Source organism: Streptomyces sp. NPDC103540, from assembly GCF_055584445.1.
The window spans coordinates 313792-335374 of the sequence record NZ_JBVJMA010000007.1 but is presented as its reverse complement, the minus strand read 5'-3'; the positions used below and the strand labels follow the sequence as shown (position 1 = coordinate 335374).

General features: G+C 73.6%; 20 protein-coding genes and 2 tRNA genes. 9 read left to right on the top strand and 13 right to left on the bottom strand.

Annotation, left to right across the window (positions count from 1 at the left end; translation table 11 throughout):
• Positions 1 to 42: 42 nt before the first annotated feature.
• Together ACZ6ZI_RS19450 and ACZ6ZI_RS19445 are read right to left on the bottom strand one after the other, a co-directional pair.
• Positions 43 to 1491, bottom strand: coding sequence for a serine-threonine protein kinase (locus tag ACZ6ZI_RS19450; protein WP_469522206.1), 1449 nt, complete (start codon positions 1489 to 1491; stop codon positions 43 to 45).
• Positions 1492 to 1588: 97 nt separating this feature from the next.
• Entirely contained in the window at positions 1589 to 2881 is a 1293-nt protein-coding gene (locus ACZ6ZI_RS19445; RefSeq protein WP_469522202.1) for an exo-beta-N-acetylmuramidase NamZ family protein, read from the bottom strand.
• Between the two features lie 133 nt (positions 2882 to 3014).
• On the opposite strand from ACZ6ZI_RS19445, the gene ACZ6ZI_RS19440 reads away from it, so the two are divergent.
• The 3 genes from ACZ6ZI_RS19440 (at position 3015) to ACZ6ZI_RS19430 (ending at position 6230) form a co-directional block, all read left to right on the top strand.
• A complete protein-coding gene (locus tag ACZ6ZI_RS19440; RefSeq protein WP_469522199.1) occupies positions 3015 to 3788 on the top strand; it encodes an SDR family oxidoreductase in 774 nt (257 codons plus the stop codon).
• Positions 3773 to 5557, top strand: coding sequence for an AMP-binding protein (locus ACZ6ZI_RS19435; protein ID WP_469522195.1), 1785 nt, complete (start codon positions 3773 to 3775; stop codon positions 5555 to 5557). The genes ACZ6ZI_RS19440 and ACZ6ZI_RS19435 overlap by 16 nt, the downstream gene beginning before the upstream one ends.
• 61 nt (positions 5558 to 5618) lie before the next feature.
• Entirely contained in the window at positions 5619 to 6230 is a 612-nt protein-coding gene (locus ACZ6ZI_RS19430; RefSeq protein WP_363056563.1) for a TetR/AcrR family transcriptional regulator, read from the top strand.
• A 60-nt stretch (positions 6231 to 6290) separates the two neighbouring features.
• On the opposite strand, the gene ACZ6ZI_RS19425 is transcribed toward ACZ6ZI_RS19430, so the two are convergent.
• From ACZ6ZI_RS19425 to ACZ6ZI_RS19390, 8 genes are all read right to left on the bottom strand, one after another.
• Complete coding sequence (locus ACZ6ZI_RS19425; protein WP_469522192.1) at positions 6291 to 6941, bottom strand: acetate uptake transporter; 651 nt, start codon at positions 6939 to 6941, stop codon at positions 6291 to 6293.
• A gap of 142 nt (positions 6942 to 7083) precedes the next feature.
• Entirely contained in the window at positions 7084 to 8334 is a 1251-nt protein-coding gene (locus ACZ6ZI_RS19420) for an acyl-CoA dehydrogenase family protein (protein WP_469522189.1), read from the bottom strand.
• Positions 8335 to 8347: 13 nt separating this feature from the next.
• Positions 8348 to 9397 (bottom strand): phosphotransferase family protein, encoded by a 1050-nt coding sequence (locus ACZ6ZI_RS19415; protein ID WP_469522185.1) that lies wholly within the window; start codon positions 9395 to 9397, stop codon positions 8348 to 8350.
• A gap of 173 nt (positions 9398 to 9570) precedes the next feature.
• The gene (locus ACZ6ZI_RS19410) at positions 9571 to 10482 is read right to left on the bottom strand and encodes an MBL fold metallo-hydrolase (protein WP_469522182.1); all 912 of its coding nucleotides are present in this window, start codon (positions 10480 to 10482) and stop codon (positions 9571 to 9573) included.
• Between the two features lie 123 nt (positions 10483 to 10605).
• Complete coding sequence (locus ACZ6ZI_RS19405; protein WP_469522179.1) at positions 10606 to 10902, bottom strand: hypothetical protein; 297 nt, start codon at positions 10900 to 10902, stop codon at positions 10606 to 10608.
• 71 nt (positions 10903 to 10973) lie between these two features.
• Complete coding sequence (locus tag ACZ6ZI_RS19400; RefSeq protein WP_363056738.1) at positions 10974 to 11258, bottom strand: DUF202 domain-containing protein; 285 nt, start codon at positions 11256 to 11258, stop codon at positions 10974 to 10976.
• A gap of 116 nt (positions 11259 to 11374) precedes the next feature.
• Positions 11375 to 11773: a YidH family protein gene (locus ACZ6ZI_RS19395; protein ID WP_469522176.1), complete on the bottom strand. Its 399-nt coding sequence runs from the start codon at positions 11771 to 11773 to the stop codon at positions 11375 to 11377.
• A gap of 113 nt (positions 11774 to 11886) precedes the next feature.
• Positions 11887 to 12417 carry an NUDIX hydrolase gene (locus tag ACZ6ZI_RS19390; protein ID WP_469522173.1) on the bottom strand — a complete coding sequence of 177 codons (531 nt, stop codon included), beginning with the start codon at positions 12415 to 12417 and terminating at the stop codon, positions 11887 to 11889.
• Positions 12418 to 12501: 84 nt separating this feature from the next.
• Between ACZ6ZI_RS19390 and ACZ6ZI_RS19385 the strand changes: the two genes are divergently transcribed.
• The gene (locus ACZ6ZI_RS19385) at positions 12502 to 14157 is read left to right on the top strand and encodes an FAD-binding dehydrogenase (protein WP_469522170.1); all 1656 of its coding nucleotides are present in this window, start codon (positions 12502 to 12504) and stop codon (positions 14155 to 14157) included.
• Positions 14158 to 14213: 56 nt separating this feature from the next.
• Here ACZ6ZI_RS19385 and ACZ6ZI_RS19380 read toward each other — a convergent pair whose 3' ends face one another.
• Positions 14214 to 14645 (bottom strand): ASCH domain-containing protein, encoded by a 432-nt coding sequence (locus ACZ6ZI_RS19380; protein ID WP_469522167.1) that lies wholly within the window; start codon positions 14643 to 14645, stop codon positions 14214 to 14216.
• 271 nt (positions 14646 to 14916) lie between these two features.
• Between ACZ6ZI_RS19380 and ACZ6ZI_RS19375 the strand changes: the two genes are divergently transcribed.
• The 3 genes from ACZ6ZI_RS19375 (at position 14917) to ACZ6ZI_RS19365 (ending at position 19126) form a co-directional block, all read left to right on the top strand.
• A complete protein-coding gene (locus tag ACZ6ZI_RS19375) occupies positions 14917 to 15864 on the top strand; it encodes a hypothetical protein (protein ID WP_469522164.1) in 948 nt (315 codons plus the stop codon).
• A 58-nt stretch (positions 15865 to 15922) separates the two neighbouring features.
• Positions 15923 to 17467 carry an APC family permease gene (locus ACZ6ZI_RS19370; RefSeq protein WP_363056541.1) on the top strand — a complete coding sequence of 515 codons (1545 nt, stop codon included), beginning with the start codon at positions 15923 to 15925 and terminating at the stop codon, positions 17465 to 17467.
• A gap of 219 nt (positions 17468 to 17686) precedes the next feature.
• Complete coding sequence (locus ACZ6ZI_RS19365) at positions 17687 to 19126, top strand: amino acid permease (RefSeq protein ID WP_363056539.1); 1440 nt, start codon at positions 17687 to 17689, stop codon at positions 19124 to 19126.
• A 194-nt stretch (positions 19127 to 19320) separates the two neighbouring features.
• Here the strand turns inward: ACZ6ZI_RS19365 and ACZ6ZI_RS19360 are convergent.
• Positions 19321 to 19405: transfer RNA gene (locus tag ACZ6ZI_RS19360), tRNA-Leu, on the bottom strand.
• Between the two features lie 150 nt (positions 19406 to 19555).
• A tRNA-Leu gene (locus ACZ6ZI_RS19355) sits at positions 19556 to 19640 on the bottom strand.
• A 168-nt stretch (positions 19641 to 19808) separates the two neighbouring features.
• Between ACZ6ZI_RS19355 and ACZ6ZI_RS19350 the strand changes: the two genes are divergently transcribed.
• Entirely contained in the window at positions 19809 to 21134 is a 1326-nt protein-coding gene (locus ACZ6ZI_RS19350) for a M20/M25/M40 family metallo-hydrolase (RefSeq protein ID WP_469522162.1), read from the top strand.
• 137 nt (positions 21135 to 21271) lie between these two features.
• On the top strand, positions 21272 to 21505 hold the full coding sequence (chpH, locus tag ACZ6ZI_RS19345; RefSeq protein ID WP_362877285.1) for a chaplin ChpH: 234 nt from the start codon (positions 21272 to 21274) through the stop codon (positions 21503 to 21505).
• The last annotated feature ends 78 nt before the right edge of the window (positions 21506 to 21583 follow it).

The following is a 21583-nucleotide window of genomic DNA, read 5'->3' as shown; positions in this document are numbered from 1 at the left end:
TGCGGGGGCGGTCGAGGCGTGCGGGTGGCACATGGCCGGAAGTCAGCGCCCCATGCGCCCCGCCGCCACCACGATCCGGGCCAGCTCCTCGTGGCAGATGTCGCTGTGCGCCCCCGACGGGGCGCCGCCCCGCCGCACCACCGAGCCCGCGTCCACACTGACGCAACCGGTCGGCGGCAACCCCCCGCGCAGGGCGGCGTCGAGGGTCAGCCGCGGCGCGCCCGGCACGTCCCGGACCCCGTCGTGCCCGATCGCGCCCCACCGCGCGTCGAAACCGAGCAGTCCGGCCGAATCCCCCGCCATCCGGGAGGCCATCGGATAGAAGAGCCGCAGCGCGGAGTCGTGGGGGGAATGGCAGGCCACCACCGGTCCGGTCACCCTGCGCTGGAGCCCCGCCAGGGCCCCGCCGCGCCGCGTGTCGTGGGGCAGCCGGCCGCTGAAGGCGTAGTGCGAGAAGGCGCCCTGGAGCAGGGTCAGGGAGCCGAGGTGGCGGGAGCCGTCCGGGGCCGCGCGCAGGGAGAAGGAGACCAGGCGGGCCCCGAAACTGTGGCCGATCAGGTGCACCCGCAGGGCGGGCCGGCGGCGGGCCAGGTCGGTCAGGAGCGGTCCGAGCCCCCGCTCCCCGACCACCCCGGCCCGCTTCTTCATCTCGTAGTACGAGGCCTGGCGCAGCAGCTCCTTGGCCCCGCCCCACAGGGCCCGCAGCCCGCCGCCGAGCGCGTACCCTGCGCCCGCGCCGCCGGCTCCCTCGCGGGCGCCCACCTCGCCCCCGGCCCCTGCGTCCTCTTCGCCCCCGCCGCCACCCCCGGCGCCCGCCTCGGACAGGGCCCGCGCGAGGTCCCGGCACACCGTGAGCACGTCCAGCGCGAACAGGGCCGGCACCTCCGCCGCGGCGGCCGTCGCGGCCCCGTCCACCCCGGCCAGCTCCCGTACCAGCGCCCCGAACTCCACGAGCGCCGCCTCCGACTCCGGCCGCTCCTCCAACAGTTCGGCGACCCGGTCCAGCTGCGCCTCCCGCCCCGGCCAGAACTCCCCGAGGGCCCGGCGCGTGCCCGGGTCCAGGGCCGTCCCGTACCCCGGATCGGCCAGGGCGCCGGGCGGGTCGAAGTCGGGTATGGGCTCGTCGGAGAACCGGATCGAGGGCCACACCACCCCCACGTATCCGAGCCGTACCCCCGTTCCCACCAGTCCGGGGAACGGGGCGAAGAACCGGTCGAACAGGCGGATCGAGGTCGCGCGGTCGCTGTTCCACCCGTGGGCGAAGACCAGCAGGTCCGTGGCCTCGATCCGGGCCACCGCCTCCCGCGTCGTCGGATCCACGTCCCCGTGCGCGTCGAAGACCAGCTCCCGGTACGGACCCACCCCGATCCCGCCCGCGGCCCCGGCCCACGCCCCGGCAGCCGATCCCGCCCCGGCAATCGATCCGGATCCGGGCCCCGCCCCGAACCCGAAGCCGAACCCGAACCCGCCCACGGCCCCGATCCCCGCCATGACGTCCCCCTCCGCGCCGCGCCTCCCGTGTCGTCCGCAGCATCCCGCCGCCCGCCCTTCCCGACCAGCCCCGCGGCACCACCGGTTCGGGGCCCGCTCACGGGTAGAGCAGGTACTCCTCCCGCACCGCGGCGAACCGCGCCAGCCCCGCCGCCCAGTCCGCCGCGATCTCCTCGACCCCCGCCCCCGCGTCGACCAGGGTCCGTACCCGGTCCGTGCCGGTCAGCCGGTCGATCCAGTGGTCCGCCCGCCACTCGAAGCCGCTCCACACCCGCCGCGCCGTCACCAGCAGCCCGATCCCCGCCCGGACCGGGTCGAACGCCTCCCGGTCGTGGACGACCAACCGGACCCCGCCGCACACCTTCCCCGCGTGCTTGGAGAAGGACGGCGTGAACCAGGTCTCCCGGAACCACACCCCGGGCAGCCCCAAGGCGTTCGCCGCCTCCGCCCACCGCCGGTCCACGCCCTGCGCCCCCACCACCTCGAAGGGGGTCGTCGTACCCCGCCCCTCGGACAGGTTGGTCCCCTCGAACAGACAGGTCCCCGCGTACGCGAGCGCCGTGTCCGGCGTCGGCATGTTCGGGCTCGGCGGCAGCCACGGCAGCCCCGTCGCCCCGAAGAAGGACTCCCGCCGCCAGCCCGACATCCGCACCGTCCGCAGCCGCGCCGGCTTCCCGCCCAGGAACTCCCCGTTGAACAGCAGGGCCAGCTCGGCCGCCGTCATCCCGTGCGCGAGCGCGATCGGCTCCCGCCCCACGAAGCTCGCGTACGCGGGTTCCAGCACGGGCCCGGCCGCCCGCCGGCCGCCGACCGGGTTGGGCCGGTCCAGCACCACGACCGCCTTGTCGGCGAGCGCGGCCGCGCGCATGCAGTCGTAGAGGGTCCAGACGTAGGTGTAGAAGCGCGCCCCCACGTCCTGGATGTCGAAGACGACCGTGTCGATCCCCGCCGCCGTGAAGAGGTCCGCCAGCTTCTGCCCGCTCGCGCCGTACGTGTCGTAGACCGGCAGGCCCGTCGCCGGATCGCGCCCCGCGCCCTCCGAACCACCGGCCTGCGCCGTGCCCCGGAACCCGTGCTCGGGCCCGAACACCGCGACCAGGTCGACCCGTGCGTCGGCGTGCAGGACGTCCACCAGGTGACGGGCGTCCGCCGTGATCCCCGTCGGATTGGTGACGACCCCGACGCGCTGCCCGGCGAGCGACGCGTACCCCCCGGCGGCCAGCTCCTCGAAGCCGGTCCGCACCCGGTCCGTCGCGCCGGCGGGCGGCGCGGCCCACGCGGGCGCGGCCGCGCCCACGGCGCCCACCGCCCCCGCCGAGGCCCCCGCAGCCACGACCCCCCTACCCACGATCCCCGCCAGTCCCAGCACCCCGCGTCGCGACAGCGTCATCCGAACACGCTAGGCCCTCGCCCGCGGATCCGACCCGACCCACGCCGCCCGCACCCCCTTCCGCCGGACATACCGACTGGTTAGTCTGCCGGGACCCCGTTCCATCCGGCAGGACCCGGCGAGAGGTGACCCCATGAGCGAGAACGGCGCGTACCAGGACCGACGGGTCGTCGTCACGGGCGCGGGCGGCGGCATCGGAGCCGCCCTCGCCCGACGCTTCGTCGCCGAGGGCGCCACCGTCGTCGTCAACGACCTCGACCCGGACCGGGCCGCCGCCGTCGCCGACGCGATCGGCGAACGGGCCCTCGCCCTGCCCGGCGACGCCTCCACGGTCGCCGAGCGGGCCCGGGAGGCCCTCGGCGGCACGGTCGACGTCTACTGCGCCAACGCCGGACTCGCCTCGGGCGGCGACGCGTTCGCGGACGAGGACGTCTGGGAGGCGGCGTGGGACACCAACGTCATGGCCCACGTCCGTGCCGTCCGCACCCTGCTGCCCCACTGGCTGGAGCGGGGCGAGGGCCGGTTCGTGTCGACCGTCTCCGCGGCGGGACTGCTGACCATGATCGGAGCGGCCCCGTACAGTGTCACCAAGCACGGCGCCCTCGCCTACGCCGAATGGCTGTCGCTGACCTACCGCCACCGCGGCGTCCGGGTCCACGCCATCTGCCCGCAAGGCGTGCGCACCGACATGCTGACCGCCGCGGGCTCGGCGGGCGAACTCGTCCTGGCGCCGACCGCGATCGAGCCGGACGCGGTCGCGGACGCCCTGTTCGACGGCATGGAGAAAGGCCGGTTCTTGATCCTCCCGCACCCCGAGGTGGCGGACTACCACGTCACCCGCGCGAGCGACCCCGACCGCTGGCTGGCCTCCATGAACCACCTCCAGCGGAAATGGGAGGCATCGTGACGACGACACCGCCCCGGCCGGCCGCGCCGTCGGCCGGCGCCTCCCCCTACGCCGCCATGCCCTGGCTGGGACGGCTCAGCCCCGCGCAGCGCGCCCCGATCGACCCCGCGCCCAGCGTGCTGCACGCCTTCCGGCGGGCCGTGGCCCGGGCCCCGGAGCGCACCGCCCTGGCCTACTTCGACGGCCGCGTCGACTACGCGCAGGCCGACGCGCTGTCCGACTCCCTGGCCGGCCACCTCGCGGAGCGGGGCGTCGTGCGCGGCGACCGGGTCGCGGTGATGCTCCAGAACACCCCGCACTTCGTGCTCGCCGCCCTGGCCGCGTGGAAGGCGGGGGCCGTCGTCGTCCCGCTCAACCCGATGTACAAGGCCGCGGAGGCCGGGCACATCCTGCGCGACTCCGGCGCGGTCGCGCTGGTCTGCGAGGAGCGCGCGTGGGAGGCGTACCTGCGCGAGACCGCGCGGGACACGGGCGTACGGATCACCCTGACCGCCCGGGACCGGGACTTCCAGACCCGCGACGACCCGCGCGTCCTCCCGGCGCCGGGGCCGGCCCCCGCGCGGACGCCGACCCCGGCGTCGGCCCCCGTCGTCCCCGGCCCGCGCGCGGACACCCCCGGCCCGCGCGCGGACACCCCCCGACCCGCCCCCGCCGACCTCGCCACCGTGGCCCGCCGGGGTCACCCCGCGCCCCCCGACCCCCGCCTCACCGCCTCCGACACCGCCCTCATCAGCTACACCTCCGGCACCTCCGGCACCCCCAAGGGCGCCCTCAACCCCCACGGCGCCCTCACCTACAACGCCACCCGTCAGGTCACCGGCCACCCCCTGCCCGAGGGCTCCGGCTACTTCGCCCTCGCCCCGCTCTTCCACATCACCGGCCTGGTCTGCGAACTCGCCGCCTGCCTCGTCAACGCGGGCACCCTGGTCCTCGCCCACCGCTTCGACGCGGGCACCGTCCTCGACGCCTTCCTCGAACACCGCCCCGCCTACGCCATCGGACCCGCCACCGCCTTCACGGCCCTCGCCGCGCACCCCGCCGCGTCCCGGGACCACTTCGCGTCGTTCCTGGTGCTGTCCTCCGGCGGGGCACCGCTCCCGCCCGCGCTCGTCGAACGCCTGCGCGCCGACTTCGGCTTCCACCTCCGCAACGGCTACGGCCTCACCGAGTGCACCGCCCCCTGCGCCTCGGTCCCCATCCACCTCGAAGCCCCCGTCGACCCCGCCTCCGGCACCCTCTCGGTCGGCGTCCCCGGCGCGCAGACCCTCGTACGGATCCTCGACGAGGACGGCGCCGAACTGCCCCTCGGCGAGACCGGCGAGATCGCCGTCCGCGGCCCCCAGGTCGTCCCCGGCTACTGGGGGCTGCCCCGGGAGAGCGCCGAGACCTTCCCGGACGGCGAACTGCGCACCGGAGACGTCGGGTTCATGGACCAGGACGGCTGGCTGTACGTCGTCGACCGCAAGAAGGACATGATCAACGCCTCGGGCTTCAAGGTCTGGCCGCGCGAGGTGGAGGACGTCCTCTACACCCACCCCGCCGTCCGCGAGGCGGCCGTCGTCGGGGTACCCGACCCCTACCGCGGCGAGAGCGTCAAGGCGTACGTGAGCCTGCGCCCGGGCGCCTCGGTTCGACCCGCCGAACTCTCCGCGTACTGCGCCGAGCGCCTCGCCGCGTACAAGTACCCGCGCCTGGTCGAGATCCTGCCTGTTCTTCCCCAGACCACGAGTGGCAAGATCCTGCGACGGGAACTGCGCGAGCGCGGCTGAAAACAGTCGGACGGTCGTACAGTCCGCGTCAGTAGAGCGATCACGAGAGGGAGGCGAGCCCATGGCCGCGAGGAGCACCACGGAGCCCGAGGAAGGCGACCGCGAGATCCCGGTGCCGCAGCGGCTGCTGGCCGTCGCCACCAGGCTGTTCGCCGATCGGGGCTACGACCGCACCTCCGTGCAGGAGATCGTCGAGGCGGCCGGTGTCACCAAGGGCGCGCTCTACCACTACTTCGGTTCCAAGGACGACCTGCTGCACGAGGTGTACGCGCGGATGCTGCGCCTCCAGCAGCAGCGGCTCGACGCGGTGGCCGGATCCGAGGCCCCCGTGGAGGAGCGGCTGAGGTCCGCCGCCGCGGACGTGGTGGTCACCACGATCGAGAACCTCGACGACGCGATGATCTTCTTCCGGTCGATGCACCAGCTCAGCCCCGAGAAGAACAAGCAGGTACGGGCCGAACGCCGCCGCTACCACGAACGGTTCCGGGCGCTCGTGGAGGAGGGCCAGCGGTCCGGGGTGTTCTCCACGGCCACCCCCGCCGACCTGGTGGTGGACTACTACTTCGGCTCCGTCCACCACCTGTCGACCTGGTACCGCACGGACGGCCCGCTCACCCCGCACCAGGTGGCCGACCACCTGGCCGACCTCCTGCTGCGCTCCCTGCGCCCCTGAACCGGGACGCTCCCGCCGGGCGGGCGGGCCGGGAAGGCCCGGCGGGCTCGGCCCGCCGGCTCAGCCCAGCGGGAGGACCCGCCGGCCCCAGGTCTCCTCGGCCACCACGGCGAAGGAGATGTACCAGGCGATCCCGGCGCACAGCAGGCCGAGGAGGCCGCCGACCCGGCCCAGGGCGGTGACCTGCGACAGGTCGCCGAGCGCGAGGAAGAGGAAGGTCAGCGCGAGGACGCCGAACAGCAGTCGGTGCGCCAGGTCCAGCTTCAGTGCGGCGATCGCCATGTAGGCGGTGAAGACGAACCAGGCGACGAGGAACCAGCCGGTCGCGACGTGCGCCTGATCGGCCGGCAGCGCGGGGACCACGAACTTCACGTAGCCGGCGAAGGACATCCAGAACGCGCCGTACGAGACGAACGCGGTCGTCGCGAAGGTGTTGCCGCGCCGGAACTCCATGACGCCCGCGACGAACTGGGCGAGCCCGCCGTAGAAGAGGGCGAGCGGCAGCACGACGGCGCTGAGGGCGGTGTTCGTGATCAGCCCCGAGTTGAAGAGGCTGAGGACGAAGGTGGTCAGCGCGAAGGCGGCCAGGCCCAACGGACCGGGGTTCGCCAGGCGGGGGGCCTGCGGGGCGGTGGCGGGGGCGACGGCGGGGGCGACGGCGGCCGGGGTCACCGGCGCGGTCGCGGCGGGGGCCGCGGTGGTGCTGGGCATGGCGATGTGCACTTTCGGTGGGGGGTATAACGAATATATCGGACCTTCTGAGTGGTCTAAACCACCCGGAAGGGACCCCTCCGACCCCCGCCGTGCCCCCGCCCCCGCCCCCGCCCCCGTCCGCGTCCGCGCCCCCGTCCCCTCAGCGGTGGCGCTTCAGCTCCCGGTGGGCCAGCGAGCGCTGGTGCACCTCGTCCGGTCCGTCGGCCAGCCGCAGCGTCCGCGCCGCGGCCCACAGCTCGGCCAGCGGGAAGTCCTGGCTGACTCCGCCCGCCCCGTGCAGCTGCACCGCGTCGTCCAGGATCCGCACCACCGCGCGCGGGGTGGCGATCTTGATGGCCTGGATCTCGGTGTGGGCGCCCCGGTTGCCGACGGTGTCCATCAGCCAGGCCGTCTTGAGCACCAGCAGCCGCAGCTGCTCGATGGTCACCCGGGCGTCCGCGATCCAGTTCTGCACGACCCCCTGCGCCGCCAGCGGCTTCCCGAAGGCCGTACGGTCCACGGCGCGCCGGCACATCAGCTCGATCGCCCGCTCGGCCATCCCGATCAACCGCATGCAGTGGTGGATCCGCCCCGGCCCGAGCCGGGCCTGGGCGATGGCGAAGCCCGCGCCCTCCTCGCCGATCAGGTTCGCCACCGGCACCCGGGCCCCGTCGAAGACCACCTCGGCGTGCCCGCCGTGGTCGTGGTCCTCGTACCCGTACACCGTCATGGCCCGGCGCACCTCGACGCCGGGGGTGTCGCGGGGGACCAGGATCATCGACTGCCGGCGGCGCGGGTCGGCGCCGTCCGGATCGGTCTTGCCCATCACGATGAGGATCCGGCAGTCCGGGTTCATGGCGCCGGAGATGAACCACTTGCGGCCCGTGACCACGTACTCGTCACCCACCCGCTCGATCCGCGTCTCGATGTTCGACGCGTCCGAGGAGGCCACCTCCGGCTCCGTCATCGCGAAGGCGGAGCGGATCTCCCCGGCCAGCAGCGGCTCCAGCCACCGCTTGCGCTGCTCCTCGTCGCCGAACTGCGCGAGCAGCTCCATGTTCCCCGTGTCCGGGGCCGCGCAGTTGGTCGCCATCGGGGCCAGGTGCGGGCTGCGGCCGGTGATCTCGGCGAGCGGGGCGTACTGGAGGTTGGTCAGCCCGGCGCCGTAGGCCGGATCGGCGCGGCCCCCGCCGTCCCCGGAGCCGTGCGGGTCCACGAAGAAGAGGTTCCACAACCCCCGGCGGCGCGCCTCGGCCTTCAGCTCACCGAACACGGCCGGGGTGTCCCAGGGCGAGGCCAGCCGCGCGCGCTGCCCGGCGGCGACGGCCTCCGCCGGGTAGACGTACTCCTCCATGAACGCGAGCAGCCGCTCGCGGAGTTCCTCGGTCCGGGCGTCGAATGCGAAATCCATGCTGATCGGCTCCTCAGCCTTCCTGGAGGTCCTGCAAAGTGGTCAGGCCGTGCTCGATGAAGACCGGGACCAGTTCCCCGATCCGGTCGAAGCCCGCGCCCACGGTCTGTCCGAGCGTGTACCGGTAGTGGATGCCCTCCAGGATCACGGCGAGCTTGAACCAGGCGAACGCGGTGTACCAGGCGATCGCGCCCGTGTCCCGCCCCGAGCGGGCGGCGTACCGCTCGATCAGCTCGGCCGGCGCCGGATGGCCCGGCGCGCGGCTCGTGGTGCTCACGGGGGAGTCGCCGAGGCCCAGGTCCGAGCTGTACATGACCAACAGCCCCAGGTCCGTCAGCGGATCGCCCAGCGTGGACATCTCCCAGTCCAGCACCGCGCGGACCGCGTCGTCCGGGCCGCCGATCAAGGCGTTGTCCAGCCGGAAGTCCCCGTGCACCACGGTCGGGGCGGGGGAGGGCGGCAGCGAGCGTCCGAGGGCGGCGTGCAGCTCGTCCACCCCGGCCAGGTCCCGGCCCCGGGAGGCCGCGAGCTGCTTGCCCCAGCGGCGCAGCTGCCGGTCGAGGAAGCCCTCGGGGCGGCCGAAGTCGCCCAGGCCCACCGCCTCGGGGTAGACCGCGTGCAGGTCGACCAGCGTGTCCACCAGGCCGAGCACCGCCCGCCGGGTCCGCTCGGGCCCGATCTCCGCGAGCTGCTCCGCCGTCCGGTAGGGGACCCCGTCGACGTACTCCATGACGTAGAACGGCGCGCCCAGCACGCTCTCGTCCTCGCACAGCAGCACGGTTCCCGGCACCGGGACCGCCGTCCCGCGCAGCGCGGAGATCACCCGGTGCTCGCGCCGCATGTCGTGCGCGGTGGCCAGGACGTGGCCGAGGGGCGGCCGGCGCACGACCCAGCGGGAGGTGCCGTCGGTGACCTCGTACGTCAGGTTCGACCGGCCCCCCTCGATCAGCCGGCCGCCGAGCGGCCCGGCGACGAGGCCCGGACGCGCGGCGTCGAGGTGGGCGCGCAGGCGGACCGGATCGAGTCCGCGCGGATCCTGCGGATCCCGTGGGGTCGACGTCATGCGGGGCACCTCCGTGGGCTGGGGACGTGGACGACACCGGGCTGCTCTCCGGGCCATCATGCCGACCAGTCGGTATGCCGTCCAGAGGGCGGGCCGAAGAACTCCTCGGGCCGAAGAACTCCTCCGGCCCGAGAACTCTTCCGGCCCGCCCCGCGGTCGCACCCGCCGTCACCTCACGCGTGACACAGGATCGGCGTCCCGCCGTTCATCACCGTCATGTCCCGCAGCACCGCCATGATGTCCAGCGCGCAGCCCTCCGGCTCCCCGGCCAGCTCCGCGTAGGCCCGGTGCACGTTCGCCACCAGCCGCTCGCTCTCCCGCCACCCGGCGAACTCGCCGAGATCGGCCTGCCGAGCCGTCTCCAGCGGGGTCAGCCCCTTCTGCCGTCCCTCCCGCGCCAGCTCGGCCACGTACCGCAGGTACCTCTCCGTGGCCTCGTACGCCGAGGGGTCCGTCAGCGGCCCGTGCCCGGGTACGACGGTCTCCGCGTCCAGCGCGCGCAGCAGCTCCAGCGCCCGCAGCGAACCGGACAGCGAGCCCATCGCCAGGAACGGCGTCCCCCCGGCGAATATCAGGTCGCCGGTGAACACCACCCGCTGCGCCGGCAGCCACACCACCGAGTCCCCGGTGGTGTGCGCGACGCCCGGGTGGATCACCCGGACCTCGGTCCCGCCGACGTGCAGCGTCAGTCGGTCGGTGTAGGTGAGGGTCGGGGCGGTGATCTCCACCGACCCGAAGTCCGTCTCGGGCCAGATCAGCTCCAGCTGCCGACCGGCCGCGAGCTGCTCGGCGCGCGCGTTCTCGTGCCCGACGACGACCGCCCGGTCGGCGAACACCCCGTTGCCGTAGGTGTGGTCACCGTGGTGGTGGGTGTTCACCACCGTGTCCGGCGCCGGCGCCCCGGCCGCCTCGACGGCCGCCCGCAGGGCCAGCGCCCGCCGCTCGGTGGCGGCCGTGTCGACCAGCAGCGTCCGCCCGCCGTCGGAGACGAAGCCCGCGTTGTTCAGGCACCAGCCGCCGTCCGGCTGCACGTACGCGTACACGCCGGGCGCGGGCTGGACGAGGTACGGCTCTTCGACGGTCATGGACGCTCTCCCCGGGTCGTTTTGACGGACGGTCGGCATCCTGCCGGCCGCCGCCGGCCCGGGGGAGGGCGGGTGGCACGGGGGCGGGCGCCGTCGGGGCCCGCCGGGGGTCGTCAGCGGCTGTCAGTGGTCGTCGTAGTGTCCGTCGTGCTCGGCGTGCCGGTGTCCGTCGTGCAGGTAGTCGACGTGGTCGCCGTGCGCCACGGACTCGTGGCCGCAGTCCGCGCCGTGCGCGTGCGGGTGCGCCTCGTGCGTGCTGTGCTCCGGGGCCTCGCACTCGTCCCAGTGGCCGGAGTGCTCGCGGTGCAGGTGGCCGTCGTGCGCGTAGTCCACGTGGTCGCCGTGCGGCACCTCCCGGTGCCCGCAGGCCGGACCGTGCGTGTGGGAGTGCGTGGGGTGTTCGTGGTGCAGGGTCGTCATGGCGCCGAGGCTAGACCCGATACACCCGTCGTGTCCGCTCTGTCCCCCCTCGTGTCGCCCCTCCCGCCGGTTCAGAGGACGAGGGCCACCGCCAGCAGGGCGAGCGCCGCCGTGCACGCCACCAGCGCCGACGCGGCGCGCGGCGCCAGGCCGGGCGGACGCGCCGCCGCCAGGGCCCGGATCCGGCGGTGCGCCACCCCGAGGAAGGCCAGCCAGACGAACGTGACCACCGCCGCGCCGGCCACCTCCACCGGGGAGCCGGAGCCGTGCAGCGTCTGCCGGATCGCGAGGACGGCCACCACCGAAGCGGCCAGGGTCGTACGCCGCCACGCCAGCCGCGTCCGCTCGGGCTGCAACCCGGCGTCCCGCGCCTCGCCGCCGCCCGCCCCGCCCGATCCGGAGCCCGACCCCGCCCCGGATCCCGACCCTGCCCCGGATCCCGCCCCGAGCCCCGGAACCGGCCGCGCGCCGCTCACCGCCCCGTCGTCCAACCCAGCAGCACGACCACCACCATCGCCACCGCGACCAGCCCCACCCCCAGGCTCAACACCACCGGGAAGCGGGACACCGGCAGGTCCTCGCCCCGGCGCATCGCCCGCTCGCACCGCGCCCAGTGGTTCACCGCCCGCAGCGCGCAGGCCGCGCCCACCGCCAGCAGGGCGAGCGCCATCGAGACCCGCACCCCCCAGCGCAGGTCCGGCAGGAACTGGTCCACCGCGAACCCGCCGCCCACCAGCGCCAGCGCGGTCCGGATCCAGGCCAGGAAGGTCCGCTCGTTGGCGAGCGAGAAGCGGTAGTCCGGGGTGTCGCCCTCGTCCCTCAGCCGCTGCGGCGCGAACCAGAGGCGCACGTCCTTGACGAAACCGATCATCGGACCAATCTACGGTGGACCGCCGCGCGAACCCGGAACGACCCCGCCGCCCTCACCTCGCGCCGCCCCGGGCCCGCCCCCTTCACCCCCGTGCCGCCCCCGACCCGCCGCCCTCACCCCCGCGCCGCCCCCGACCCCCGCCACGCCGCCAGCCGCCGCCACGCCTCCAGCCCGTCCGGCACCCACGGCCACCGCCCGTCCGCGACCCGCCGGTCGAGCTCCCCGGGCGACAGCCACGCGTGCCAGTCCACCTCCGAGGCCTGCGGAGCCACCGTCCGCCCGCACCGCACCTCGTGCACGTACGACCACCAGGCCCCGCCCGGACCCTCGTACAGGAACTTGAACAGCGGGGTCGGCGCTTCCAGCCCGCTCACCCCCAGCTCCTCCGAGGCCTCCCGCAGCGCCGCCGCCCCGTACTCCTCCCCGGTGCCCAGCACCCCGCCCACGAACATGTCGTAGTGCGAGGGGAAGACCAGCTTCGTCGCCGTCCGCCGGTGCACGAAGACCCGCCCCCGCCCGTCCGTGGCCAGCACGAACACGCACCGGTGGATCAGTCCCCGGCGGTACACCTCGCCCCGTGGCGCCCGCCCGACCACCCGGTCGTCCCGGTCCACCACGTCCAGTACCTCGTCAGCAGCGTTCACGTCCTCATCCAAGCACCGCTGTTGACGGGTTACCGCTCCGTAGCAAAGGATCTGCCCCACCACCGACCGGAGGACGGGCAACGCATGACGTACGACGCTGACGTGATCGTGATCGGAGCGGGCCTTGCGGGCCTCGTGGCCACCGCCGAGCTGGTCGACGCGGGGCGCAAGGTGATCCTCCTCGACCAGGAACCCGAGCAGTCGATGGGCGGCCAGGCCCACTGGTCCTTCGGCGGGCTGTTCTTCGTCGACTCGCCCGAACAGCGCCGCATGCGCGTCCGGGACAGCCGTGCCCTCGCCCTCCAGGACTGGTTCGGCACCGCCGGCTTCGACCGCGAGGAGGACGCCTGGCCGCGCCGTTGGGCCGAGGCCTACGTGGACTTCGCCGCCGGCGAGAAGCGGCCCTGGCTGCACGCCCAGGGCGTCCGCTTCTTCCCGGTGGTCGGCTGGGCCGAGCGCGGCGGCTACGACGCCAACGGCCACGGCAACTCCGTCCCCCGCTTCCACATCACCTGGGGCACCGGCCCCGGCCTCGTCGAACCCTTCGAGCGCCGGGTCCGCGCCGGCGTCGCCCGGGGCCTGGTCCGGCTCGCCTTCCGTCACCGCGTCACCGGCCTCGCCACCACCGCCGGCGCCCTGGACACCGTCACCGGCGAGGTGCTGGCGCCCTCGCGTGCCGTACGGGGCACCGCCAGCGGCCGCGAGAGCACCGGCACCTTCACCCTGCGCGCCCAGGCGGTCGTCGTCACCAGCGGCGGCATCGGCGGCAACCACGACCTCGTCCGCGCCCAGTGGCCCGCCCGCCTCGGCACCCCGCCCAAGCGCCTGCTGTCCGGGGTCCCCGCCCACGTGGACGGGCTGATGCTCGGCATCGCCGAGGCCGCCGGCGCCAGCCACATCAACAAGGACCGGATGTGGCACTACACCGAGGGCATCGAGAACTGGAACCCGATCTGGGCCCGCCACGGCATCCGCATCCTGCCCGGCCCCTCCTCGCTGTGGCTCGACGCCACCGGCAGGCGGCTGCCCGTGCCGCTCTTCCCCGGCTTCGACACCCTCGGCACCCTCGACCACATCACCCGCACCGGCCACGACCACACCTGGTTCGTCCTCAACGAGCGGATCATCGGCAAGGAGTTCGCGCTCTCCGGCTCCGAACAGAACCCCGACCTGACCGGCAAGTCCGTACGGGGCGTCGTCGAGCGGGCCCGGCAGGCGGTCCCCGGTCCCGTCAGGGCCTTCATGGAGCAGGGCGCGGACTTCGTCGTCGAACGCGACCTCGCCTCCCTCGTGCGCGGCATGAACGCCGTCACCAAGGAGGACCTCCTCGACGAGGACACCGTCCGCCGCGAGATCGTGGCCCGCGACCGCGAGATCGCCAACCCCTTCACCAAGGACCTCCAGGTCACCGCCATCCACGGCGCGCGCCGTTACCTCGGCGACAAGCTCATCCGCACCGCCGCCCCCCACCGGATCCTCGACCCGAAGGCGGGCCCCCTGATCGCCGTGCGCCTCTCGATCCTGACCCGCAAGTCCCTCGGCGGCCTGGAGACCGACCTCTCCTCCCGCGTCCTGACCCCCGGGGGCGAGCCGCTCCCCGGGCTCTACGCGGCCGGCGAGGCCGCCGGCTTCGGCGGCGGCGGCGTCCACGGCTACCGCGCCCTGGAGGGGACCTTCCTCGGCGGCTGCATCTTCTCGGGCCGCGCCGCGGGCCGGGCGGCGGCCGCGGCGACCGCCTGACGTCGATTCCGACGGACCCCGCACGGGTCACCCGTACGGGACCACCCGCCGAGGGCTCAGAGCGCGAAGGGGCCCTCGGCGAGGCGGAAGCGCTCGGTGACGACCGGGGTGGCGTCGCCCACCGTGTACCGGGGGTCGCCCACCGCCGCCCGCACCGGCTCGCTGTGCCAGAACCCCTCGTGCGCCGTACGCCATTCGGCCACGGACCCGTAGCCCTCGCCCTCGTCCAGCGCGTGCCGCAGGTCCACCTCGGCCAGCGGCAGCACGCGCACCTCCGTCACCTCCAGCACGGCCACCGTCCGCTCGTCGGAGTCCACCAGCGCCACCCGCTCGCCCGGCACGGGCAACGGCTCCCCGACCGCCTCGTACTCCTCCAGCAGCCCGGTCGTCGTCGTCTTCGCCCCGCTCAACACCGCCGCCACCAGTTGGTCGCGCAGCGGCCCGGGGAAGCCCAGCTCGAACGGGCGCAGTTCCTCGTAGCTCGTCATGTGATCACCCTACGGGCGCCCCCCGCCCCCCTCCATCGGTTTGAACGGCCGGAGATCGTCGCCACATCCGCCCCAACTCGTCCACCTTCCACACCAGTTGAAACCCGCCACCCGCCGGGACGGACCTTGACGCGGAGCGGTGCCTACCGGTTTGCTGTGCGTGATCATCCGGTTTCACGAAGACACGAACCGGCCGCACCGCCCCGAGACCACCCCGTGCGCCCCCGCGTACGGCGCCCACCCGTGCCCGCGTCCTGGAGGGAACCCGCGGATGTCCCCGCCGCCGCCCCTCGGCCGCGCCCGCAAGCGGGACGCCCAACTCTTCGACCCCGCCCTCGGCGACATCGAACTGGTCGACGTACGCACCCAGTTCGCCCAGGGGCGGTGGGCCCGGGCCCGCTCCCTGCTCGTCGGCACCGGCGACGACTGGGACCGCCGGGGCCACCGCGTCGTCGTCCTCGCCGAGACCCCGGCCGCCGCCGCCTGGGCCCGCGAATGGCTCCTCGCCGAACCGGAGAGCGCCGACGCCGCCACCCTGCTGGCCTGCGCCGCCGTCTTCGCCGCCCTGCGCGGCAAGGGCACGCCCGAGGCCGCCGACGAGGCCTGCCGGCGCGCCGCCGCCCTGCACCCCGCCGACCCCACCCCCTGGCTGGGCCTGCTGCTGCTCTGCGGCACCTTCGGCACCGAGGAGGAGTTCAGCCGCCACTTCGACCAGGTCCGGGCCCGCCACCGCGAGCACCACCACGCCCACCACCTGATGGTCGCCAAGCTCGCCGAGCGCACCCCCGCCGCCGGCCGCGACCCCCTGCACGAGGTCTACGACTTCGCCGCCTGGGCCGCCGAGGAGTCCCCGGCCGACTCCCCGCTCGCCGTCCTGCCCGTGATCGCCCACTCCGAGCGCTACCGGGTCCTCGCCGCCGACCGGGGCCGCGCGCTGCCCGAGGCCGCCATCGAGCACTGGACCGGCCGCCGCGCCCGCCAGGTCCTGCGCGCCGCCTTCGACTGGTGGCTGGAGTGGGAACGCGAGGACCACCCGCGCAACCGGGTCGACCTCAACTTCCTCGCCCACGCCAAGCTCTGCGAAGGGCGGCCCGCCGAGGCCGCCGCCCTCTTCCACCGGATCGGCAGCCACGCCACCCGCGCCCCCTGGTCCTACCCGGACCGCGACCCCCACAAGGCCTTCCTCGCCGCGCGCAGCGCCGCGCTCGGCACCGCCTAGCCCCCTGGGCCCGACGCACGGACCGCACCCGGACCGACACCCCCGAAAGGATCCCGCCATGCCGACGGGCAGATCCACCACGCTCCCCGCCGAGGCCGAGATACGCACGTACAAGGGCCAGGACCGGGCCCTTCGCGCCGACCGCCTCGGTACCGCCGGACTGCTGCTCTCCGTACTCGCAGCCAGCGCCCCCCTGATGGTCGTCGCCGGGGTCATGCCCACGATCTTCGGGGTCATGGGCATCGTCGGCCAGCCCCTGCTCTTCGTGATCCTCGGCGTCGTCCTCGCTCTCTTCGGCGTCGGCTACGCCGAGATGAGCCGGCACGTCCACAACGCCGGCGCCTTCTACGCGTACATCGCCCGGGGCCTGGGCCCCACCGCCGGCGCCGCCGCCTCGCTCGTCGCCCTCGTCGCCTACAGCGCCATGCAGGTCGGCGTCTACGGCATCCTCGGCTTCGAGGTCTCCGGCCTCTTCGCCACCTACCTCGACGTCGAACTCGCCTGGTGGATCCCCGCCCTCCTCGCGGTCGCCGCCACCGGCGCCCTCGGCTGGCTGAAGATCGACCTCAACGCCAAGGTGCTCGGCGTCCTGCTCCTCATCGAGTGCGCCCTCGTCGTCATCTTCGACGTGGCCGCCCTCGGCAAGCCGGGCCCCGAGGGCCTTTCCCTGGGCGCCTTCGACCCCGCCGCCCTCTCCGGCGCCGGCCTCGGCACCGCCCTGTGCTTCTGCATCGCCGCCTTCGTCGGCTTCGAGCAGTCCCCGGTCTACGCCGAGGAGACCAGCAAGCCGCACATCGTCGTCTCCCGCGTGATGTTCCTCGCGATCGGCTTCGTCGCCCTCTTCTTCGCCCTGAGCGCCTGGGCCCTGACCGTCGCCACCGGACCCGGCGCCGTCGTCAAGGCCTCCGCCGAGGCCGGCCCCGGCCTCCTCTTCGAACTCACCGGGAGCCGGCTGGGAGCCGGCTTCACCGACGTCCTGCACGTGCTCTTCGTCACGGGCATGTTCGCCGCCATGCTCAGCTTCCACAACGTCGTCGCGCGCTACGCCTTCGCCATGGGCCGCGAGGGCCTCCTCCCGGCCCGCTTCGGCCGCACCAACCCCGGCACCGGCGCCCCCGCCACCGGCTCCCTGCTCCAGACGGTCATCGCCCTCGTCGTCGTCCTCGCCTTCGCGCTCACCGACGACCTGCCGACCGGCGACCCCACCGCGCCCGTCCTGCACCTGTTCACCTGGATGGGCAGCGTCGGCGCCCTCGGCGTGACCTCCCTCATGGCCACCGCCTCCTTCGCCGTCATCGCCTTCTTCGTCCGCAGGGGCACCGCCGGCGCCCAGGTGTGGCGGCTCGTCGCGGCGGGCCTCGCCGGGATCGCCCTCGTGGGCATCGCCCTCTACACCGTGAAGGACTTCGGCGTCCTCGTCGGGGCCGAGGAGGGCTCCGCCCTCTCCTGGGCCCTGCCCGCGATCATCCTCGTCGCCGCCCTGGCCGGCCTCGCCCACGGCCTGCTCCTGAAGTCCCGCCGCCCCGAGGCGCACGCCCGCATCGGCCTCGGCAACGAAGCCTTCCGCCTCGACCAGGCAGCGGAGGCCACCCCGCGCGATTGAGGCCGCAGGCCTGCGATCCGAGCCCGTACGAAGCCCCCGGCGACCGTTTCCATGGTCGCCGGGGGCTCCCGTGCGTCAGGGGCCGATTTTGGCGGGTGGCCGAACCTCATGGTCTCCTGGGGCGACAAAATCACCGGAACGCGGCACGGGGGACACCACCCAGCTCCCCACGCGCCGCGCCCGGACCTGCCTGTCCGAACCACGAAGGCGAAGTCCCGTATGAGTGACCGCACCTTGACCGAGGCCCCCGCCGAGGCGTCCGTCCGCCACGTCGACGCCGGTGACGAGGGCTACAGCAAGGACCTCAAGTCCCGCCACATCAACATGATCGCGATCGGCGGGGCGATAGGCACCGGCCTGTTCCTGGGCGCCGGAGGCCGCCTCGCCGGCGCCGGCCCCTCGCTGGCCATCGCCTACGCGGTCTGCGGCGTCTTCGCCTTCTTCGTGGTCCGGGCCCTCGGCGAGCTGGTCCTCTACCGCCCGTCCTCCGGAGCCTTCGTCTCCTACGCGCGCGAGTTCATGGGGGAGAAGGGCGCCTACACCGCCGGCTGGCTCTACTTCCTCAACTGGTCCACCACCACCGTGGCGGACATCACGGCCGCCGCGACCTACGCCCACTTCTGGTCGATGTTCACCGACGTCCCCCAGTGGGTCCTCGCCTTCATCGCCCTGGCCGTCGTCCTCACCGCGAACCTGATCTCGGTGAAGTACTTCGGCGAGATGGAGTTCTGGTTCTCCCTGGTCAAGGTCGCCGCACTGGTGATCTTCCTGATCGTCGGCATCTACCTCGTCGCCACCAGCCACGACATCGGCGGCAACACCCCGGGCCTCGCCAACATCACCGACAACGGCGGCCTCTTCCCCTCCGGCGTCCTGCCGATGCTCCTGGTCATCCAGGGCGTCGTCTTCGCGTACGCCTCCGTCGAGCTGTGCGGCGTCGCCGCCGGTGAGACCGAGAACCCCGAGAAGATCATGCCGAAGGCGATCAACTCGATCATGTGGCGCGTGGGCCTCTTCTACGTCGGCTCCGTGGTCCTGCTCGCCCTGCTGCTGCCGTACACGGCCTACTCGGCCGACCAGAGCCCCTTCGTCACCGTCTTCGACAAGCTCGGCGTCCCCGGCGCCGCCGGCGTCATGAACCTGGTCGTCCTGACCGCCGCGCTCTCCAGCCTGAACTCCGGCCTCTACTCCACCGGCCGCATCCTGCGCTCGATGGCGATGTCCGGCTCCGCGCCCAGGTTCACGGGCGTCATGAACAAGGGCAAGGTCCCCTACGGCGGCGTCCTGTTCACCGCCGCCTTCGGTGTCGCCGGCGTCGGCCTGAACTACTGGATGCCGGGCGAGGCGTTCGAGATCGTCCTGAACCTGGCCTCCATCGGCATCCTCGGGACCTGGGCGATGGTCATGCTCTGTTCGCTGTTCTTCTGGCAGCGCTCCCGCAAGGGCCTGGTCGACCGCCCCGCGTACCGCCTCCCGTGGGCCCCGTACACGCAGATCGTCACCCTGGTCTTCCTCGTGACGGTCCTGGTGCTCATGTGGAGCGACGGCGGCGTCGGACGCACCACCGTCATGTTCCTCCCGGCCATCGCCGCCGCCCTGGTCGGCGGCTGGTTCCTGGTCCGCCGCCGGGTGGCCGAGATCGCCTCGACCCGCGACTGACGCACCCGTACGCACGACGAGGCCCCCGGGCCGGGACCCCCTCCCGGCCCGGGGGCCTCGTCGTGGCCGCCGCGCTCCGGCGCACGGCCGGGAGCACGTTCCGGCGTACGGCCCGGTGCCCGAGGGAGGGGGCCGGGCGGAAAACGCGGTGGAAAACGCGAAGGACCCCGCCGAAGCGGGGTCCTTCTCCGTTGTGTCCGAGGGGGGACTTGAACCCCCACGCCCGATAAAGGGCACTAGCACCTCAAGCTAGCGCGTCTGCCATTCCGCCACCCGGACGGGGTGTGTCCGCGCCGACCCTTGCGGGGCCGTTGCGACGAGGGAAACATTACCAAACATTCCAGGTCCGCCGTCCACGCCCGGTTCCGGGGCCGGAGCCCCGCGGGCGCGACGAAAAGGACCCCGCCGAAGCGGGGTCCTTCTCCGTTGTGTCCGAGGGGGGACTTGAACCCCCACGCCCGATAAAGGGCACTAGCACCTCAAGCTAGCGCGTCTGCCATTCCGCCACCCGGACCGGGTGCCTTCCGCGCACCCTTGCGGGCCGCGGCGACGTGGAAAACATTACCAAACAGTCCGGGGTCCTCGATCACACCCCCGCCGGCCGGGCTTCGGCCTTGGGGAGACGGGCCCGGCGCGCGAGGATGGGGGAGGCAGCCGGTACCGATCAGTGGGAGGAAGCAGCGTGAGCGCAACGGGCGCGGGCAGGACCGTCTCCGGCCAGGACGAGGTCGTGGACCTCTGCCGGGACCTCATCCGGATCGACACCAGCAACTACGGGGACCACTCGGGCCCCGGCGAGCGCAAGGCGGCGGAGTGGGTCGCCGAGAAGCTCGCCGAGGTCGGGCTGGAGCCGCAGATCTTCGAGTCGCACAAGGGGCGCGCCTCCACGGTGGCCCGCATCGAGGGCGAGGACCCCTCCCGACCGGCGCTGCTGATCCACGGCCACACGGACGTCGTTCCGGCCAACGCGGCGGACTGGACGTACGACCCCTTCTCGGGCGAGATCGCCGACGGCTGCGTGTGGGGCCGGGGCGCCGTCGACATGAAGGACATGGACGCGATGACGCTGGCCGTCGTGCGCGACCGCATGCGCAGCGGGCGCAAGCCCCCGCGCGACATCGTGCTGGCCTTCCTGGCCGACGAGGAGGCCGGTGGCGTCTACGGCGCCCGCCACCTCGTCGACAAGCACCCCGGCCTCTTCGAGGGCGTCACCGAGGCGATCGGTGAGGTCGGCGGCTTCTCCTTCACGGTGAACGAGAACCTGCGCCTGTACCTCGTGGAGACCGCCCAGAAGGGCATGCACTGGATGCGCCTGACGGTGGAGGGCACCGCCGGTCACGGCTCCATGACCAACAACGACAACGCCATCACCGAGCTGTGCGAGGCCGTGGGCCGCCTCGGCCGCCACCAGTGGCCGGTGCGCGTGACGAAGACCGTACGGTCCTTCCTCGACGAGCTCTCGGACGCGCTCGGAACCCCGCTCGACCCCGACGACATGGACGCCACCCTCGCCAAGCTCGGCGGCATCGCCAAGATGGTCGGCGCGACGCTGCGCAACTCGGCCGCCCCGACGATGCTCGGCGCCGGCTACAAGGTCAACGTCATCCCCGGCCAGGCCACGGCCCACGTCGACGGCCGTTTCCTGCCGGGCTACGAGGACGAGTTCTTCGCCGACCTCGACCGGATCCTCGGCCCGCGCGTGAAGCGCGAGGACGTCCACGGGGACAAGGCCCTGGAGACGGACTTCGACGGCCGCCTCGTCGACGCCATGCAGGGCGCCCTGAAGGCGGAGGACCCGATCGCGCGGGCCGTGCCGTACATGCTGTCCGGCGGCACCGACGCCAAGTCCTTCGACGACCTCGGCATCCGCTGCTTCGGCTTCGCGCCGCTCCAGCTGCCGCCGGAGCTGGACTTCGCCGGGATGTTCCACGGCGTGGACGAGCGGGTGCCGGTCGAGGGCCTGAAGTTCGGCGTCCGCGTGCTCGACCGTTTCATCGACGAGGCATAACGCCGAAGAATCGCGAAGGTGTGCGCATTGCACTGAGAAGAGTGAATGCGCTCATACGCTCGTAGCCCTGGTGATCCCTCCTCGTTACAGGTGGTGCGGTCCGCGGCTGGGACCGCACTTGCCTACTAGGAGGAACAATGCTCAAGAAGGTTGTCGCCGCTGCGGCTGCCACCGGTGGTCTGGTTCTCGCGGGTGCGGGTCTGGCCGTCGCCGACGCGGGCGCCCAGGGTGCGGCCATCGGCTCCCCCGGCGTCCTGTCCGGCAACGTCGTCCAGGTTCCGGTCCACATCCCGGTCAACGTCTGCGGCAACACGATCTCCGTGATCGGCCTGCTGAACCCGGCCTTCGGCAACACCTGCGTCAACGCCTGACGCGACTGAAGGTTCTGGCCCCGGGACGCATTCCAGCGTCCCGGGGCCGCCGGGCTTTTCCGGCCCGGAATCTCACTT

What these genes read in the sequence shown, in the direction of transcription:
- ACZ6ZI_RS19440 (WP_469522199.1), top strand. Translation starts at nt 3,015, where the DNA reads ATGAGCGAGAACGGCGCGTACCAGGACCGACGGGTCGTCGTCACGGGC.
- ACZ6ZI_RS19415 (WP_469522185.1), bottom strand. Translation starts at nt 9,397, where the DNA reads ATGACGTCGACCCCACGGGATCCGCAGGATCCGCGCGGACTCGATCCG.
- ACZ6ZI_RS19425 (WP_469522192.1), bottom strand. Translation starts at nt 6,941, where the DNA reads ATGCCCAGCACCACCGCGGCCCCCGCCGCGACCGCGCCGGTGACCCCG.
- ACZ6ZI_RS19445 (WP_469522202.1), bottom strand. Translation starts at nt 2,881, where the DNA reads ATGACGCTGTCGCGACGCGGGGTGCTGGGACTGGCGGGGATCGTGGGT.
- ACZ6ZI_RS19435 (WP_469522195.1), top strand. Translation starts at nt 3,773, where the DNA reads ATGGGAGGCATCGTGACGACGACACCGCCCCGGCCGGCCGCGCCGTCG.
- ACZ6ZI_RS19405 (WP_469522179.1), bottom strand. Translation starts at nt 10,902, where the DNA reads ATGACGACCCTGCACCACGAACACCCCACGCACTCCCACACGCACGGT.
- ACZ6ZI_RS19375 (WP_469522164.1), top strand. Translation starts at nt 14,917, where the DNA reads ATGTCCCCGCCGCCGCCCCTCGGCCGCGCCCGCAAGCGGGACGCCCAA.
- ACZ6ZI_RS19410 (WP_469522182.1), bottom strand. Translation starts at nt 10,482, where the DNA reads ATGACCGTCGAAGAGCCGTACCTCGTCCAGCCCGCGCCCGGCGTGTAC.
- ACZ6ZI_RS19385 (WP_469522170.1), top strand. Translation starts at nt 12,502, where the DNA reads ATGACGTACGACGCTGACGTGATCGTGATCGGAGCGGGCCTTGCGGGC.
- ACZ6ZI_RS19420 (WP_469522189.1), bottom strand. Translation starts at nt 8,334, where the DNA reads ATGGATTTCGCATTCGACGCCCGGACCGAGGAACTCCGCGAGCGGCTG.
- chpH (WP_362877285.1), top strand. Translation starts at nt 21,272, where the DNA reads ATGCTCAAGAAGGTTGTCGCCGCTGCGGCTGCCACCGGTGGTCTGGTT.
- ACZ6ZI_RS19430 (WP_363056563.1), top strand. Translation starts at nt 5,619, where the DNA reads ATGGCCGCGAGGAGCACCACGGAGCCCGAGGAAGGCGACCGCGAGATC.
- ACZ6ZI_RS19370 (WP_363056541.1), top strand. Translation starts at nt 15,923, where the DNA reads ATGCCGACGGGCAGATCCACCACGCTCCCCGCCGAGGCCGAGATACGC.
- ACZ6ZI_RS19380 (WP_469522167.1), bottom strand. Translation starts at nt 14,645, where the DNA reads ATGACGAGCTACGAGGAACTGCGCCCGTTCGAGCTGGGCTTCCCCGGG.
- ACZ6ZI_RS19395 (WP_469522176.1), bottom strand. Translation starts at nt 11,773, where the DNA reads ATGATCGGTTTCGTCAAGGACGTGCGCCTCTGGTTCGCGCCGCAGCGG.
- ACZ6ZI_RS19365 (WP_363056539.1), top strand. Translation starts at nt 17,687, where the DNA reads ATGAGTGACCGCACCTTGACCGAGGCCCCCGCCGAGGCGTCCGTCCGC.
- ACZ6ZI_RS19450 (WP_469522206.1), bottom strand. Translation starts at nt 1,491, where the DNA reads ATGGCGGGGATCGGGGCCGTGGGCGGGTTCGGGTTCGGCTTCGGGTTC.